The organism is Pseudomonas sp. IC_126 (assembly GCF_004331835.1).
GTDB lineage: Bacteria > Pseudomonadota > Gammaproteobacteria > Pseudomonadales > Pseudomonadaceae > Stutzerimonas.
Genome location: NZ_SJSS01000001.1, coordinates 252998 through 270438, shown reverse-complemented (window position 1 = coordinate 270438; position 17441 = coordinate 252998). Strand labels below are relative to the sequence as shown.

Here is a 17441-nt window from a genome sequence, read left to right as displayed (position 1 = left end):
CTCGAGCGGACGGCAAGCCTTAGTCTGTAGACGTTGGATTGATCGGGCACCCGCCGGTCCTTCGCGCAGACCCACGCCCCGCATTCGCAGGGCGCGCGCCCTACAGCGGCTCGGTGCGCGCACCTGCTGCTTTTTGTGGGAGGCCCGACCTCGGGGCGAATGGGCCTACGTGAACGGCGTTGCGCTAGACAACTCGGGCAGCGTGCTCCAGCCGCTCGATGGCGCTATCCAGTTCATCCAGCGCATGCGCGGCGCTTGGGTGGTTCTGTTTCAGCAGCGTTTCGCTGCGCTCGCAGGCCGCGCGTAATTGGGGCACGCCGCAATAGCGCGTAGCGCCATGCAATCGGTGCACGCGGTCGATCATCGCCTGTCGGTCGTTCACATCACGCGCCGTCCTGATTGCCCGGCGATCGTCTTCCAGCGATGCCAACAGCATGCTCATCATGTCGGCCGCCAGATCGGCCTTGCCGGCTGCCAGACGCAAGCCTTCTTCGGCATCCAGTACCTTCAGGTTGTTATCCGCTACCGCCATATCGGCAGGCGCGGCGAGAAAGCTGCGCGACAGCGGCAAGCCGGTCCACTTCAATATCACCTGAGCCAGCTGGCGTTCGCTGATGGGCTTGGTCAGGTAATCGTCCAGGCCGCTCTGCAGAAGCGAGCGCTTTTCATTGGATAGCGCGTGGGCGGTCAGCGCGATGATCGGGATCGGTGGCTGGCCGCTGTCCTCCTCCCACCGTCGAATCGCCTCGGTGGTCTGGCGCCCATCCATGCCGGGCATCTGCACGTCCATGAACACCAGATCGAACGGCTGACGCTTGACCACTTCAAGCGCTTCCCGGCCACTGCTGACCGCCTCGGCCTCGCCGCCCATGTCGGTCAGCAGGGTTTCGAGCAGCAGCAGGTTGGCCGGGTTGTCATCGACACAGAGCACGCGCGGCGGACGCGTCTCGGGCATCGCCAGGCTCTCGACCAATGGCTGTTGCGGACGCAGCAGATCGAGCAGGACCCGCTGCAGTTTGCGCGTGCAGGACGGTTTGCTTTGCAGCTGGGTATGCGTATGGGATTCGGGCAGGGCTTCGTGATACTGCGCCTGCTCGCTGGTCGGGCAGAGCACGATGCATTTGCAGCCCAGCCCTTCGAATTCCCACAACCGCTGGCAGAGTTGCTGAGGCGCGATCTCGCGATGAGTCACGCCAAGCACGGCGATTTCGATGGGCGTTTCACTCGTTTGCGCGGCAGCCACCGCCGCTTGCAGCTGGTCCAGGGAATCGAACGGCAACACGTCCAGGCCGCAGCTTTCCAGTTGATGCTGCAAGGCCTGGCGTGCCAGTGGGTGCTGCTCCAGCACGCCGATCTTGCGGCCCAGCAGCGCGGCGCGAGGCAAATCTTCGATGTCGTCGCGGGCCTTGGGCAGGCTCAGGCTGATCCAGAATTCGGAGCCCTCCTCCGGAATGCTGTCGACCCCGATTTCACCACCCATCTGCTCGATCAGACGTTTAGAAATCACCAGCCCGAGGCCCGTGCCGCCCGGTTGGCGCGAGAGCGAGTTATCCGCCTGGCTGAAGGCCTGAAACAGCGCGCGCAGGTCCTGATCGGTCAGGCCGATACCGGTGTCCTGCACGCTGATGCGAAGCTGCGCGCGATCGGAGCGCTCGTCCTCGACCATGGCGCGTACGACCACGGTGCCTTCGTTGGTGAATTTGATGGCGTTGCTGACCAGATTGGTCAGCACCTGCTTGAGCCGCAGCGGATCGCCTACCAGTGATAGCGGCGTGTCGCGATAGACCAGGCTGACCAGCTCCAGCTGCTTGGCATGTGCCGCCGGGCCGAGGATGGTCAGGGTGTCCTCGATCAAATCGCGTAGGTTGAACGGAACACTGTCGAGCACCAGCTTGCCGGCCTCGATCTTCGAGAAATCGAGGATCTCGTTGATGATGCCCAGCAAGCTGTCGGCGGACTTCTCGATAGTCGACAGGTAGTCCTGCTGACGCGGGGTAAGGTCGCTTTTCTGCAGCAGATGAGTGAAGCCGAGGATGCCGTTGAGCGGCGTGCGGATCTCGTGGCTCATGTTGGCCAGGAATTCGGACTTGATCCGGCTGGCCTCCAACGCCTCTTTGCGCGCCAGATCCAGTTCGATGTTCTGGATTTCGATGGTTTCGAGGTTCTGCTGCACGTCCTCGGTGGCCTGGTCGATGCTCTGCTGCAACTCTTCGCGGGCGCTGAGCAGCGCCTCGGCCATGCGATTGATGCCCGCCGCGACCTCGTCCATTTCGTGACTGCCGAGCGCTGGCAGCCGAGTCTCCAGATAACCGTCCTTGAGCTGCGCCACGGCCACCTTGACCTTGTGCAGCGGCTTACTGATCGCGGTGCTCATGCGCAGCGCCAGCAGCGCGGTGACGATCAGCCCCGCCCCAATCAGCAGCAGGCTGGTAAAGAGGCTGCGATAACCGCGTAGCAAGGTGCCTTGGTGCGACAGTTCGAGCTCCAGCCAGCCGATCTGACGGAGGTCGTTGCTGGGATTGTCTTCAGCGAGATTCAGATGTTTACCGAGGACCGGCAGGAGAATGCGCGTGGTGTCGATGCTGCTGACCTGGGTCAGGGCCTCGGGGTCGGTCGGTGGTGATGGGGTGACCATGTTCGGCCCGGCGTGGGCCAGCAGGTTGCGCTCGGTATCGAGGATCGATACGGCGCGGACGTCGGGCTGGTCCAGGACCTGATTGAGGATCCGCTGCAGCCGCTTGCCATATCCCTGCGCCATGGCCGGCGCTGCCAGTGGCGCCAGCTGCCGGGCGATGAGCTGCCCGCGCTCGTCGAGCTGGTGGCGCATTTCCGACAGCTGCATCAAGGTGAAGTAGACGCCAAGCGCAACGGCTAGCACCGTGCTAGGCAGCAGTATCAGCGCCAGCACACGACTCTTGATTCCCAGGTCTCTCAGCACGGTTCCATCCCCTCTATCGCAAGGCCGCTAGTGTAGCGGCTCGCCGTAAGGGAATCTGCCTACCAGAGCCGTCTGGCGACGGAGCGTGCGGCGTTCACCGGATCAGCCCGCCATCAATCCAGACCGCGGATGTCGCGGCCCTGGAAATCGGGAAGTTTCCACTGGAAGGTCATCGCCATGACGCGGAACAGGAAGCCGGCACAGAGCGCGGCAACCGAGGAGATGGAGTTGCTGATACCCAGCCACAGCAGGCCGACGTAGAGCACACCCGTGAACAACGCCACCGTGGCGTACAGCTCGCGCTGCAGCACCATCGGCACTTCGTTGCAGAGGATGTCGCGCAACAGCCCGCCGAATACGCCAGTGATCACACCAGCCAGCACGACAATCGACACATGCACATCCATTTCCATCGCCACACCGCAACCGATCACCGTGAAAGCCACCAGACCCAGGCCGTCGACCAACAGGAATACCTGCCGCAGGTGATGCATGTGCCGTGCAACCATCGCCGTGACGATGGCCGCGCCGACCGTGAAGCCGAGGTATTCGGGATTGGCGATCCAGCCGATCGGATAGTGCCCGAGCAGTACGTCGCGCGCCGTGCCGCCGCCCAGCGCCGTCACCGTGCCCAGCACGCAAATACCGAACAGGTCCATGCCGCGACGCATGCCCATGATCGCACCGGACATGGCTTCAGCAGTGATGGCGACCAGATAGATGATATGCAACAGCGTCACGGGGCAACTCCAACAGGGCGGGACAGGCAGAAGATGCGCAATTATGGGGCAGACGCGAACTTAATTGGCATGGCTAAGTAAAAGTAGGCTATACAAATATTTACTTAATCAGAGAGCCACAACTTGAATCTTGATCCGAAGCAGACCGAAGCCTTCCGAGCGGTCATCAAGACCGGCAGTTTCGAACAGGCTGCGCTGCGCCTACACCTGACACCACCGGCGATTTCACAGCGGGTTCGCGCTCTGGAAAGCGCACTGGGCAATGCATTGGTGGTGCGCAGCCGACCGTGCCGCCCCACCGAGACCGGCCAGCGATTGCTGCAGTACCTCAAGCGCGCCAGCATGCTCGAAGCCGACCTGCTTGCGGACCTGGACGAGCGCAGCGACGCGCCGCTAATGGTGGTCGCCGCGCTCAATTCCGACAGCCTCGGAACCTGGTTCTTCCCGGCGCTGGCCGAGGTGCTGATCCGCGAGCGCGTGCTGCTGGACCTGACCATCGAAGATCAGGATCACACCTACAATCTGTTGGAAACCGGCCTGGCGATCGGCTGCATCAGCACCGAACCCAAACCGATGCGCGGCTGCACGGCTAGCCCGCTGGGCAGCATGCGCTATCGCCTGGTGGCGTCCCGCGAGTTTTGCCTGCGGTACTTTCCCAACGGGCTGAATCGCAACGCCGCGCGCAAGGCACCCGTGGTCGCCTATACGCGCAAGGACCGCCTTTCTTCATCTTTCCTGCTGCGCCAACTGGGCTTGCCGGAACGCGCCTATCCCTGCCATTACGTGCCCGGCGCCGAGCCCCACTTCAGCGCGATCCGCTACGGCCTGGGCTACGGTATGGTTCCGGAACTGCTGCTGCACGATGCGCTGGCGCAAAGTGAAGTAGTCGATCTGGCTGCGGAGGCGCCGCTGGATATTCCGCTGTACTGGCACACTTGGAAGGTGCAGTCGCCACGGATGGAAAACCTGTCGCGGCAGATCATCGAAGCGGCGCCTATGATCCTCGCGCGACCGACCGAGCCACGAGCATGACGCGTCGGCACTGCGCTCGTATCGACGCTTGAGGCACACTAACGCCCATGAACTGCCCGCCCCAACATCCCGCCTGCTGCTCCCCGCTGAGCGAACATTGGCCACTCCCGCACCCCCTCCCCGGCGTGCACCTGCTCAGCACCCGCTTCGACCCCGAGCTGCTCGATCCCGAGGACTTCAACCGCTGGGGCCTCCCGGCGATGGCCGCGGTGAGCAAACGCCGGACCGAATTTCTCGCCGGCCGCATCTGTGCCTACGAGGCCTTGCGCAGGGTCACCGGCGTGCCGGGCATTCCCGCTGTCGGCGAAGATCGATCGCCTTGCTGGCCGACCGGCGTGGTGGGCTCCATAACCCATGGCGCCGGCTGGGCCGCAGTGGTCGCAGCGCGAAGCGATCACTGGCGGGGGCTCGGGCTTGATGTGGAAAAACTGCTGCCGGTCACCCGCGCCGACCGTTTGGCCGGAGAGATCCTTACGCCGCGTGAACTGGAAGGCTACGCAGCGCTGGACGACTCACAGCGGGCGCTACGCGTGACGCTGACCTTTTCCCTTAAAGAGAGCCTGTTCAAGGCGCTCTATCCGCTGGTTAAAACGCGCTTCTACTTTCAGGAAGCCGAGCTCATCCGCCACGACGCCGACGGTCACGCCCGCCTGCGCCTGCTAAGCGATCTCTCGGATGAATGGAAGGCCGGCGCCGAGCTTGAAGGCCAGTTCGTGCAGTTCGAAGACTACCTGCTGAGCCTGGTCAGCATCCCGGCCTCGTAGGATGGCATCGAGCGCAGCGAGACCCTTCCTATCGAGCTTGATCGAATAAATTCGACCCTACAAAAACCAACGATGCGCATGATCCAACTGTAGGGACGAACGTGTTCGTCCAGCGGCGTGAAATACCCGGCCCGAGTGAAATTAAGCGGAGCGATGCCCGTCCCGCGAACGCATTGATCACCTCAGCGCAGCGCTCTGCTAATCCGGCCGCCTGCGCGGCCAGACCAGGCTGAAGCGCGCGCCGCCCAATTCGCTATGCCCGATCTGCGAGCGGCCGCCGTGCCAGTATGAAATTCGCCGGACGATGGATAACCCCAACCCATGCCCGCCGGAAGCACGTGTGCGGCTGTCGTCCAGACGCATGAACGGCGCGAATATCTTCTCCCAGGCCTCTTCCGGCACGCCCGGACCGTCGTCGTCAACCACCAGATGTGCGCGCTGGGCGTCAATGATGAAGCTCACCTGAACCCGCGTTGCCGCGTGGCGCATGGCGTTGGTGATCAGGTTGCTCAAGGCGCGACGCAGATAATGAAACTCGGCCTCGGCGACACTGCTGCCATCCTCAGCCGTCACACACGGTCCGCGCTCGACCAGAACGTCAGGCCGAAGCGGCGCCAGCTCTCCGATCACTTGATCGACCAGAGCGCTCAGATCGACCGATTGGAAGGTGAGATCAGGCGACCCGCGCTCGAGACGCGTATAGACCAGCATTTCGTCCACCAGACGATCGAGGTCGTCGATATCGCCGTCCATGTCCGCGAGATACCGCGCCCGAGCATCCGCGGTCGGTGCCGAACCGGCCATCTCCAAGCCGAAACGCAGCCGCGCGACCGGCGTGCGCAGCTCATGGGCCACCGCGCTGACCATTTCCCGCTGCACGGCCAAGAGGCGCTGCAGATGGCTGGCCATGCCGTTGAACGCCTTCGCCAGTCGCCCGACCGAATCCGTCCCGGCACCCGGCACACGTGCCTCCAGATTCCCTCCAGCGATGCGCGAGGCGGCGCTTTCCACTTCACGCAGTCGCCGTTCCAGTTGGCGCACCAGCAAATAGACCGTCAGCCCGATCAGCGACAGCCCCAGCACGCCGATCAGCACCAGCAATTGCGGCGGGTAAGGGTTCATCGGGTGCAACGGCCCCAACGCCATGATCCAGGGCGTTCCGGAAATGGCGGCGAAGACCCGAACGGCCTCGCCGCCACGGACCAAGGCCATTACGGTGTCGCCTTCGTCCAGCCGGCGGCGTTGATCGTCATCGAGGCTGGCATTGTCACGGGTCAGCAGCCGCAACTCGTAGCCGAAGCCGCGCGCCTTCTTCAGTTCGGCGAGACGCTGAGGTTGTTCAGCTTCGGGGTAGCGGATCAGCTCGTCGATCAGCAGATAAATGGTCGCGCGAGCGAGCTGCTCGCTGAGCTGCTCCACCTCACCGGTCAGCACCAGGCGATCCTCGGCGCTGACCAGCGAATAGACCGTCACGCTGTGCGGGCGCATTTGCTCCACCAGCACCTGTCCGCGCAGGAGCCGGGCTTCCAGGCGGCTCTCCAGGCTGACGTCTTCCAAGGTACGAACTCGCAGCGGAATTCCCAGCAGGCGCCCCCAGAGATTGGCTGCCTGGCGCCGTTCGATGGGCGTCATGCCGCTCATGTTGTGCGCCATCAGGCGAAAGGTCCCGCTGGCGAGCATCTCGCGGTGCCGGTCGGCGCGCGCCTCGTTGAGCAGACTTACGCCACCGACGCCCAGCAGCCCGACGAGCACCAGCACGGCGAGAACGCCGCCGTAGATGCGCAGGAAAATCGAGTTCACTGCAGCGCTTCAGCCGCTTCGGATACGAACAGATAGCCCTTGCCGCGAACCGTTTTGATTAGACGTGGGTGATCGGGGTCATCGCCGATCTTCGGACGAATGCGCGAAATACGCACGTCTATGGAACGATCCTGCCCGTCGTATTCGATGCCACGCAATTCGGCGAAGATCTGTTCGCGGGACATGATCCGCCCGGGATTGGAGGTCAGCAGCCAGAGCAGATCGAACTCGGCACCGGTCAGTTCGATGCCCTCGCCTCGCAACCAGGCCTCGCGCAGCGCGCTGTCCACGACCAGAGGGCCATATTGCAGCCGTTTGCTGCTGGCCGCCGCAGCTACTTCCACGCCTTCGCGTCGGCGCAGCAATGCACGAATCCGGGCCAGCAACAGCCGCGGACGCACCGGCTTGCAGACGTAATCATCCGCACCGATCTCCAGACCGAGCACCTGATCGAGATCATCGGCACGGGCGGTGAGCATCAGGATCGGGCCGTCATAGCGATGGCGCACTTTGCGGCAAATGGAAAAGCCGTCTTCGCCGGGCAGCATCAGGTCGAGTACCACCAGGTCGGGGCGTTCATCGATGATGCGTCCGGCCGCCAGGGCGCCATCCCCTTCGATGGAAACCCGCAAGCCGTTACCCTCAAGATAGTCGCGGGTCAGCTCGGCCAACCGCTGGTCATCTTCGACAATCAGGATGTTCCAAGACTCTTGATCCACCAACGCGCCCTCCCCAGACACCGGCCGGCATTGTAGCGTCAGGGCACTTGCAGATGGCAGCCGCAGACGTGCTCCGCTTGACTGCCTGATCCGCGCATAGCCACTCCCATGAAAACGCCCTCGTTTGGCCGGGCTCCGATCAGCGATGAACGCTACACGTGTGGTAGCGGCTACTTCGCAGCAGTCTTCTGCCCACAGAGCCCAAGGCAAAAGGCCAGTATTCACGCCCGCTCCGTCAAATTACCCGCCTCGCAGGCCGCTAAACGCAATAAGTCCGCCTTTGACAAAACACCACATATAGTGTTTGCGCTCAGCAGCGCCAGGCATCTGAAAAGACCGCTTGAGCACGCATTTCATCCGAACCTTGCGTAGCCCCGAAACGGCGCGGGCTGCGCCTCGATCGCGCACAGCTCACCCACATCTTATCCACAGGTTGTTCATTTTGGGCGCCTTGCGCTGTGCCTGAACCCCCACTATCGTGTCGCACCAGGCGCTCTTAACCCCATATATTGGGTGTTAAAAGACAAACAAACACAAACGCCGAAAAAAGCAAGCTAAATAATTCGCTCTGTTTTGTACCCGGCTCGCGCCCGCACCTGGCGCGATAGATCGCCGCCGCAGATCGCGATGCTGCCGCGTCCAACGTTGATTTTGCTCAAACCCAGCGGTAGCGCATGCGCCAAACGCATCACACTACATGTTGTGTTTTGAGGTTGTGAACTTCACAACGTCTGACTATGCTTCGGCACATTCGATTCGCCACCCCTGGTGCCGGATCGTTTCCAGTTTGAGTCACCCATGGGCCGGTTCGCCGGGGCATGGTTCATGCAATACGAAACATGTAATTCGAGACACTCAGTTCGAGAAAAGGCCGCTCATAAAGCAGGCCTGACACCTAACGCGTTAGAGACAGAGAGAATCCGGAGACCCCATGCAGAACGAGTCCATTCGCGAGAACCCACACGCCGACGGCACGCTGGACCTGGCCGCCACTGCGCCGGGCCAGCTGCGCGTGATCAAGCGCAACGGTACAGTCGTCCCCTACACCGATGACAAGATCACCGTCGCCATCACCAAAGCGTTTCTCGCAGTGGAAGGCGGCAACGCCGCCGCCTCGTCGCGCATCCATGACACCGTGCAGCGCCTGACCGAGCAGGTCACCGCCACCTTCAAGCGCCGCATGCCCTCCGGCGGCACCATCCATATCGAAGAAATCCAGGACCAGGTCGAACTGGCCCTGATGCGTTCCGGCGAGCAGAAAGTCGCCCGCGACTACGTGATCTATCGCGAGTCGCGTAGCCAGGAGCGCAAGCGCGGCGCGGTCGACGCCCCAGTCGAAGCCCACCCGAGCATCCGCATAAAGCGTGCCGATGGCAGCATGGCGCCGCTGGACCTGGGACGCCTGAACACCATCATCACCGAAGCCTGCGAAGGCCTCGAAGAAGTCGATGGCGCGCTGATCCAGAAAGAAACCCTGAAGAACCTCTACGACGGCGTTGAGCAGACCGACGTCAACACCGCCCTGGTGATGACCGCCCGCACCCTGGTCGAGCGTGAGCCGAACTACTCCTACGTCACCGCCCGTCTGCTGATGGACACCCTGCGCGCCGAAGCCCTGAGCTTCCTAGAAGTCGCCGAATCCGCCACGCACCACGAAATGGCTGACCTCTACGCCAAGGCCCTGCCCGCCTACGTCGAAAAAGGCGTGCAGTTCGAACTGCTCGACCCGCGCCTGAAGGAATACGACCTGGCCAAGCTGGGCGCCGCGATCAACCACGAGCAAGACCAGCAGTTCACCTACCTCGGCCTGCAGACCCTCTACGACCGCTACTTCATCCACAAGGATGGCGTGCGTTTCGAGCTGCCGCAGATCTTCTTCATGCGCGTCGCCATGGGCCTGGCCATCGAGGAAGAAAACCGCGAAGCCCGTGCCATCGAGTTCTACAACCTGCTGTCGTCCTTCGACTACATGGCCTCCACGCCGACCCTGTTCAACGCCGGCACCCTGCGTCCGCAGCTGTCCTCCTGCTACCTGACCACCGTGCCGGACGACCTGGGTGGTATCTACGACGCCATCCGCGATAACGCCCTGCTCTCCAAGTTTGCCGGCGGCCTCGGCAACGACTGGACCCCGGTCCGCGCTCTGGGCGCTTACATCAAAGGCACCAACGGCAAATCCCAAGGCGTCGTGCCCTTCCTGAAAGTGGTCAACGACACCGCCGTCGCGGTCAACCAGGGCGGCAAGCGCAAGGGCGCGGTCTGCGCGTATCTCGAAACCTGGCACCTGGACATCGAGGAATTCCTCGAGCTGCGCAAGAACACCGGTGACGATCGTCGCCGCACCCACGACATGAACACCGCCAACTGGATTCCGGACCTGTTCATGAAGCGCGTCTTCGACGACGGCAAGTGGACCCTGTTCTCGCCGAGCGAAGTACCGGACCTGCACGACCTCACCGGCAAAGCCTTCGAGGAGCGCTACGAGTACTACGAAGCCCTGATCGAATACGGCAAGATCAAGAACTACAAGACCCTGCAGGCCAAAGACCTGTGGCGCAAGATGCTCTCCATGCTGTTCGAAACCGGCCACCCATGGCTGACCTTCAAGGACCCGTGCAACCTGCGCAGCCCGCAGCAGCACGTCGGCGTGGTGCACAGCTCCAACCTCTGCACCGAGATCACGCTGAACACCAACAAGGACGAAATCGCCGTCTGCAACCTGGGCTCGATCAACCTGCCGCGCCACATCGTCGACGGCAAGCTCGACACTGCCAAGCTGGAGCGCACCGTGCGCACCGCCGTGCGGATGCTCGATAACGTCATCGACATCAACTACTACTCGGTGCCGCAGGCGAAGAACTCCAACTTCAAGCACCGCCCGGTGGGCCTGGGCATCATGGGCTTCCAGGACGCGCTGTACCTGCAGCACATCCCCTACGGTTCCGACGCCGCCATCGACTTCGCCGACAAATCCATGGAAGCGGTCAGCTACTTCGCCATCCAGGCCTCCTGCGACCTGGCCGACGAGCGCGGCGCCTACGAAACCTTCCAGGGTTCGTTGTGGAGCCAGGGCATCCTGCCGCTGGACTCGCAGCAGATCCTCATCGAGGCGCGTGGCCAGAAGTACATCGACGTCGACCTGACCGAGTCCCTGGACTGGGCCCCGGTCCGTGCCCGCGTCAAGAACGGCATTCGTAACTCGAACATCATGGCCATCGCGCCGACCGCGACCATCGCCAACATCACCGGCGTGTCGCAGTCCATCGAGCCGACCTACCAGAACCTGTACGTGAAATCGAACCTCTCGGGCGAATTCACCGTGATCAACCCCTACCTGGTTCGCGACCTCAAGGCACGCGGTCTGTGGGACGCGGTCATGATCAACGACCTCAAGTACTACGACGGTTCGGTGCAGCAGATCGAGCGCATCCCGCAGGAGTTGAAAGACCTCTACGCGACCGCCTTCGAAGTGGAAACCAAATGGATCGTCGACGCCGCCAGCCGCCGCCAGAAGTGGATCGACCAGGCGCAGTCGCTGAACCTCTACATCGCCGGCGCCTCGGGCAAGAAGCTTGACGTGACCTACCGCATGGCCTGGTACCGTGGCCTGAAAACCACCTACTACCTCCGTGCCCTGGCCGCGACCAGCACCGAGAAGTCCACCGTCAACACCGGCAAGCTCAACGCCGTGTCCAGCGGTGGCAACAGCGGCAACAGCGCCGCCCCGGCCAAGGCCGCGCCAGCCCCGGAAATGTCCGCCGGACCGGCACCGGTACCAAAAGCCTGCGCAATTGATGAGCCGGATTGCGAGGCATGTCAGTAAGGATCGGATTTGCGAGCGGCGCCGACCAGCGCCGCCGTTTCACCCCATCTAGAAGTACTAGGCGACGGCGGCAAAATGTAGACAGAAAAAAGCCCGAGCACAGCTGTAACTGTGTTCGGGCTCGATCTCCCAGGTGCAAGAGCTTCGCTCTATGGGAGGCTAGATCCTTTCAGATCCAAACGCGGGCGCATGATCGCCATCTGAACGGACTAGTGTCAAGAGACGCTCATCCAATAGGAGAACGCCATGGCTAAGAAGTCTAGCGGCCAAAAGATTGGCCGCGACGCTGGCAATGGGCGTTTCACCACAACTGAGAAAGCTCGGAAAAACCCGAAAACTCACGTGGTAGAAACGATCAAGAAGTCTAAATAAGAGGGTCGCGGGAAGAGGTAATTAATCACCTCTTCCCGCGTTTTCTCACGACGAGATCCCTCAGCCAGAGATATGAGCCAAGCGTGCTAACCGCACATCTTTCAACTAATGGTCGGTTTCCCGGCCACTGAAGCAGGAGCCCCCATGCTGAGCTGGGACGAATTCGACGAAGAAGAAACCACCACCGCCGCGCCCGCAGCTGCCCCCCAAGCCGCTGCCGCAGCAACCGAAGCCCCCGCAAAACTCGACCAGGACGCCGCCGGCTCCGTTGAAGAAGCCCGCGCCGTGGCCGCTAACGACTCCGCTGCCATCGCCCGCGCCAAGAAGGCCCTGGACGACCTCGACATCCAGGAAGGCCTGGACGACCTCGAAGGCGCCTCCGCCCGCGTTCACGTCGGCGACAAGCAGATGATCAACGCCCGCGCTGACCTCAACCAGCTCGTCCCCTTCAAGTACGACTGGGCCTGGCAGAAGTATCTGGATGGTTGCGCCAACCACTGGATGCCGCAGGAAGTGAACATGAACGCCGACATCGCTCTGTGGAAGAGCAAGGACGGCCTCAGCGAAGACGAACGCCGCATCGTCATGCGCAACCTCGGCTTCTTCTCCACCGCCGACAGCCTGGTTGCCAACAACCTCGTCCTGGCCGTGTACCGCCTGATCACTAACCCCGAGTGCCGCCAGTACATCCTGCGCCAGGCCTTCGAAGAGGCGATCCACACCCACGCCTACCAGTACTGCATCGAATCACTGGGCATGGATGAAGGCGAGATCTTCAACATGTACCACGAGATCCCAAGCGTCGCGAAGAAAGCCTCCTGGGGCCTCAAGTACACCCGCTCGATCTCCAACCCCGAGTTCACCACCGGCACCGTCGAGACCGACAAAGAGTTCCTGCGCAACCTCATCGCCTACTACTGCGTACTCGAAGGCATCTTCTTCTACTGCGGCTTCACCCAGATCCTGTCCATGGGCCGCCGCAACAAGATGACCGGCACCGCCGAGCAGTTCCAATACATCCTGCGCGACGAGTCCATGCACCTGAACTTCGGCATCGACGTGATCAACCAGATCAAGATCGAAAACCCACACCTGTGGGACGCCGCCATGAAGGACGAAGCGACCCAGATGATCCTTCAGGGTACGCAGCTGGAAATCGAATACGCCCGCGACACCATGCCCCGCGGCGTCCTCGGCATGAACGCCTCGATGATGGAGGACTACCTCAAATTCATCGCCAACCGTCGCCTGACGCAGATTGGTTTGAAGGAAGAGTACCCAGGTACGACGAACCCGTTCCCGTGGATGAGCGAGATCATGGACCTCAAGAAAGAGAAGAACTTCTTTGAGACCCGGGTTATTGAGTATCAGACGGGTGGGGCTTTGAGCTGGGATTGATCAGCTTACTCACCGAGAAACCAAGAGCGCCTTACCTGAAATTAATATTTGGGGTAGCGAGTTGAAGCCCCGCCTAATGCGGGGCTTTTTATTAATAATACGAGGCAGCCATGAACGAAACAAATCTTATCTTGGCGTATCCAGATAGCGGCCGTGAAATCAGGACCTTATACAGAAACAACGAAGTAATGTTCTGCTTATCCGATGTAGTACAAATTCTGGCTGAGCAAAATACTGAACTCGCTAAAGATGGGAAAAAAGTAGGGCTTGGTGGGCTCACAAAAGGACTACTTGATGCACTTGACAGCGACGAGAAGTACTCCTTACCTGATATAGAAGTATCCAACCCACAAGACTCGCAATTCGTAACACAGCCCGGGTTGTTTAGAATCATACTCCGCGACAATAGCCCAGCTTGCAAAAAATTCCAGCGCTGGGTATTCCATGAAGTTCTTCCATCAATACAAAAATTTGGGACATACCCGCCTCCAGCCGTCACCCAAGGCTCTGAGGTCAAAAAGGCAGTAATGCTGTTACTAGAAGAAATTGAGGAGCGCGAACGTCTTGAGCGAGAAACAAAGGCACGTTTCGAGCACACGGAGCGTAGACTTAATGAACTTAGTGAAAAAATATCAACGACCCAAGCGATATCGCATTATGGCCTAGATCATTTGACCGTGTCAGATTACTGCACAAAAAATTGCATTGACTTAAAACACGAGCATCTTATCCGGGGCTGGTGTATAAAGATTTGTGCAGAAGAAGGGCACTCCAGTTATAAAATCAGCAAAGATGGGCAAACTGAAGTCGTATTCCCAGAGTCCGTGCTCCTTCAGTCAGCAAGCAATATTTAACTAACGCTTTAACATAACAGCGACCAGCCAGGATAATGATAGTAAAGGGCTTCGCCGTTTTATTCCTCCGATGCTACTGCGGCACCACTCAAATTCTCTACATGGGTCGCAGCGGTATGATGACCGACACCACCGAGCAGTTCCAATACATCCTGCGACGAGTCCATGCATCTGAACTTCAGCATCGAGGTGATCAACCAGATCAAGATTGAAAACCCACACCTTTGGGATGAATATCCAGGTACGGCTAATCCCTACCCATGGATGGGCGATTATGGATTTGAAGAAGGAGAGGAACTCCTTCGAGGCGCGGATAATTGAGTCAGACCGGGGAGGCGTTGAGCAGGGATTGACGTAACCGATCAAAATGCCCGCCGGAAGGCGAGGTCTATAATCAAACACAGAAAGGAATCAGAAACTTGGGCCAACTAGAAAGTATCGAAGAAGCATTTAAAGACCTTCAGGATGCGCTTCCGGAAGAAGCGACTTGGACAAATAGCTTTTTCAAAGGGAGCGGGAAATTTGGCAAGCTATTAAGCGGTGGCGAACCGTTAAAGCTGGACCGTAAAGCAAAGCGCTATCTCAGCACAACTCCCGTCTGGATCAGATACATCAGCTTCACTACCAGCGACCCGAAGACACTGAAGGCGCAATTAAAGTGCCGCGCCACGACTGTCGCCGGAACCGTTATCGAGAAAAGCCTTACGATCGATCAGAAACAGACGTTCTGTTTCGTTTGGTTCAACTCGCTTTGCACCTCATTTGAAATCCAATCCAGCAGCGGTCTAATAAACAATTCGACGCTGAGCAAAATTAATATTAATGGCTTCGATCTCAATACGTTCGAAAAGGTTGCTGCGTGCGCTAGCGAATCACTTGAGCTTAAGGCAAACATTGATGCGTACGTTGAAAACACTCGTAACGAACTCGCGTCAATCGAGTCAGAATGCGCGCTAGCGACATCAAAAAAAGAGGCGCTAGAAGAGCGGACCGAAGACACCAAACAAGCTTATGCTGAATCCGAAGCTGAACTTACGGCATCCAAGGCAAATGTAGCAAACGCGAAAGCTGAACTTGAATCTTTAGAATCTTCTATCAGACAAGCCAATAGCAACCTTTCGAATATCGAGAACAATGTAACCTTGCTAAAGGCCAGCTCCGCAGCACTAACAAAGAAAATTGCGGAACATAAGCATGACTTAGACCAAATAACAAACGACCGAAGCTTGATTTCAGACGAATACAAAGACTTCGTGAAAGAAGGTAAAAATCAAGTTGCACTGTATTTTTTCCTAAGCCTTCTTCCTCTAACAGCAATCATCCTTTCGGCAGGGCGGCTTTTCTCAAGCGCCGAGTCGATTCTATCCCGTCCTCCGACCTCACTAGGCGATGTGGCAGCAACTCTTATTACACGCCTCCCGTTCACATTAATTCTTATGCTAGCGATAGGAGCATCAGCCAAAATAGCGTTCTTTCTGCTTTCTCGAGCGATAGAAATCCATAGAGATCGACTCACGCTAGCGAGACTACTTGTTATCGCCAAAGATACGGTTTTTTCCTCGACGCAAGGGCTAGATGTCTCGGATGATTCGAAGTTTCGAGAGCGAATCAAGCTAAAAATTGAGCTATTGAAAAGCCATTTATCACGGGACTTAAGCGAAGACTTCACATATAGCGTAGCGAAACAGCCGCCTAATGGCGAAGCGACCGGAGACGATAGCGCAGTAGCGAAATAACCTGAAGTCCAAACGGACTCTCAGGTGCAGTACAAAAAGGGGGACAAATTTATTTTCCTGGCCCCAACCTGCCCACATTTGCGCCGCACTTTCCCTGGCCCACCAACAGGTTTCGCCATGCACGGCGAGCCACTCTCTCTTGTTTGGCCAGAGAAAGTAACCAGAGAGAAGGTCACCCCGACATCCGGGTCTGGCCTGCAGCCAGACTCCCCTCGCTCCGGTGCTGCTCCGGGGACCGTCACGAAGGGACGTCCCTGTCCCTTCGCTCCTCGCTCGGCGTCCATGCCTCGCGTCCCCCTACGCAACACCTCCACTCGGCCTCCTGACGGGGATCGGAGTCCAAGTCGCCTGAAGGTCAAGCTTCGCTTATGTGGGGCTTTTGCAGGAGTTATCAGGCGACACCAACCGCCCCTTTCAGTAGGGTGAGTGGAATCGTCGTGGAAGGGGTTGAGCAGCATGGATGCCGCGAGAGCCGCGATGGGCCATAGATGGCCCTTCGCGGCGGGCCCCTGGAACGGCGATGGAGCGAACGAACCCGGAGCGAAGCGCAGGGCCGTATGCAGGGGCAAGGGCTTTTGGTTCCTTTTGGGGCGGCTGCCAAAGGGACCCGCCCAGTAGGGCGGAACCAATGCAGCAGTCGGCACGTTAAACCGCTGCGGCACTATCGAAAACGAGGCAATGATCTTGAGAACGTTTTTCAATACGTGATTTCGATAGAATGCGGGCGCAATCAACATAAGGTAGGCATTCATGGACGAACAACATCCTGTAGAAAACACCCCGCCACGCACCAGCAAGGTACTTTGGTTCATATTTACACCCGCACTTGGCGCCCTAGCTTATTCGTTTTTGTATTTAACGGGGGCCATATATAGCGACACAATCCTCAACCTCTACGGCGTAGCTAGCAACCTCTTTCCTCAAAGCCCAACCGATTACATGTTCAACGCATATAGCGCGCTACTCCAATCGGGCCTGAACTGGATAAACGTAGCGACGGACCCAGAAATACTAATTTTGACATTTGCGCTCGCAGTTTTGTTCGTTGCCGAGATGGCGCTACTCAACCTTATCCCAAAATCAAAACTTGCGAAGAAGACGAGTACTTTTCTAGAAGAGAGGCGACTAATTAAAGTACCTCTTTCGATAACACTTATCTAGGGATTTACCGTTATAGCAATATTCTCTATACCATTTATAGCAAATCTACTTTTACTAGTGCCAGCTCTTGTTGGGGTAAAATCAGCAGAACTAGCATATAAAAA

General features: G+C 59.1%; 11 protein-coding genes and 1 pseudogene. 8 read left to right on the top strand and 4 right to left on the bottom strand.

From position 1 onward, the window contains the following. Positions 1-184 precede the first annotated feature (184 nt). A complete protein-coding gene (locus E0D86_RS01225) occupies positions 185-2938 on the bottom strand; it encodes a response regulator (RefSeq protein ID WP_177493018.1) in 2754 nt (917 codons plus the stop codon). A gap of 113 nt (positions 2939-3051) precedes the next feature. Then, positions 3052-3678 carry a trimeric intracellular cation channel family protein gene (locus E0D86_RS01220; RefSeq protein WP_131648158.1) on the bottom strand — a complete coding sequence of 209 codons (627 nt, stop codon included), beginning with the start codon at positions 3676-3678 and terminating at the stop codon, positions 3052-3054. 123 nt (positions 3679-3801) lie between these two features. Between E0D86_RS01220 and E0D86_RS01215 the strand changes: the two genes are divergently transcribed. Continuing rightward, the gene (locus E0D86_RS01215) at positions 3802-4710 is read left to right on the top strand and encodes an HTH-type transcriptional regulator ArgP (RefSeq protein WP_131648157.1); all 909 of its coding nucleotides are present in this window, start codon (positions 3802-3804) and stop codon (positions 4708-4710) included. 47 nt (positions 4711-4757) lie between these two features. Continuing rightward, the gene (locus tag E0D86_RS01210) at positions 4758-5474 is read left to right on the top strand and encodes a 4'-phosphopantetheinyl transferase (RefSeq protein WP_131648156.1); all 717 of its coding nucleotides are present in this window, start codon (positions 4758-4760) and stop codon (positions 5472-5474) included. Between the two features lie 198 nt (positions 5475-5672). On the opposite strand, the gene E0D86_RS01205 is transcribed toward E0D86_RS01210, so the two are convergent. Continuing rightward, the gene (locus E0D86_RS01205; protein ID WP_131648155.1) at positions 5673-7274 is read right to left on the bottom strand and encodes an ATP-binding protein; all 1602 of its coding nucleotides are present in this window, start codon (positions 7272-7274) and stop codon (positions 5673-5675) included. Beyond that, the gene (locus E0D86_RS01200) at positions 7271-7993 is read right to left on the bottom strand and encodes a winged helix-turn-helix domain-containing protein (protein ID WP_131648154.1); all 723 of its coding nucleotides are present in this window, start codon (positions 7991-7993) and stop codon (positions 7271-7273) included. Before E0D86_RS01200 ends, E0D86_RS01205 begins: the two co-directional genes overlap by 4 nt. A 931-nt stretch (positions 7994-8924) precedes the next feature. Between E0D86_RS01200 and E0D86_RS01195 the strand changes: the two genes are divergently transcribed. The 6 genes and pseudogenes from E0D86_RS01195 to E0D86_RS01170 all read left to right on the top strand — a co-directional run bounded on the left by E0D86_RS01195 (position 8925) and on the right by E0D86_RS01170 (position 17337). After that, positions 8925-11816, top strand: coding sequence for a ribonucleoside-diphosphate reductase subunit alpha (locus E0D86_RS01195; protein ID WP_131648153.1), 2892 nt, complete (start codon positions 8925-8927; stop codon positions 11814-11816). A 516-nt stretch (positions 11817-12332) separates the two neighbouring features. Then, on the top strand, positions 12333-13586 hold the full coding sequence (locus tag E0D86_RS01190; RefSeq protein WP_131648152.1) for a ribonucleotide-diphosphate reductase subunit beta: 1254 nt from the start codon (positions 12333-12335) through the stop codon (positions 13584-13586). A gap of 110 nt (positions 13587-13696) precedes the next feature. Further along, entirely contained in the window at positions 13697-14440 is a 744-nt protein-coding gene (locus E0D86_RS01185; protein ID WP_131648151.1) for a Bro-N domain-containing protein, read from the top strand. Positions 14441-14514: 74 nt separating this feature from the next. Continuing rightward, positions 14515-14793 (top strand): annotated as a pseudogene (locus tag E0D86_RS01180) (ribonucleotide-diphosphate reductase subunit beta); the annotation flags it as partial. A gap of 66 nt (positions 14794-14859) precedes the next feature. Beyond that, positions 14860-16176 (top strand): hypothetical protein, encoded by a 1317-nt coding sequence (locus E0D86_RS01175; protein WP_131648150.1) that lies wholly within the window; start codon positions 14860-14862, stop codon positions 16174-16176. 750 nt (positions 16177-16926) lie between these two features. Then, complete coding sequence (locus E0D86_RS01170) at positions 16927-17337, top strand: hypothetical protein (RefSeq protein WP_131648149.1); 411 nt, start codon at positions 16927-16929, stop codon at positions 17335-17337. Positions 17338-17441: the final 104 nt, after the last annotated feature.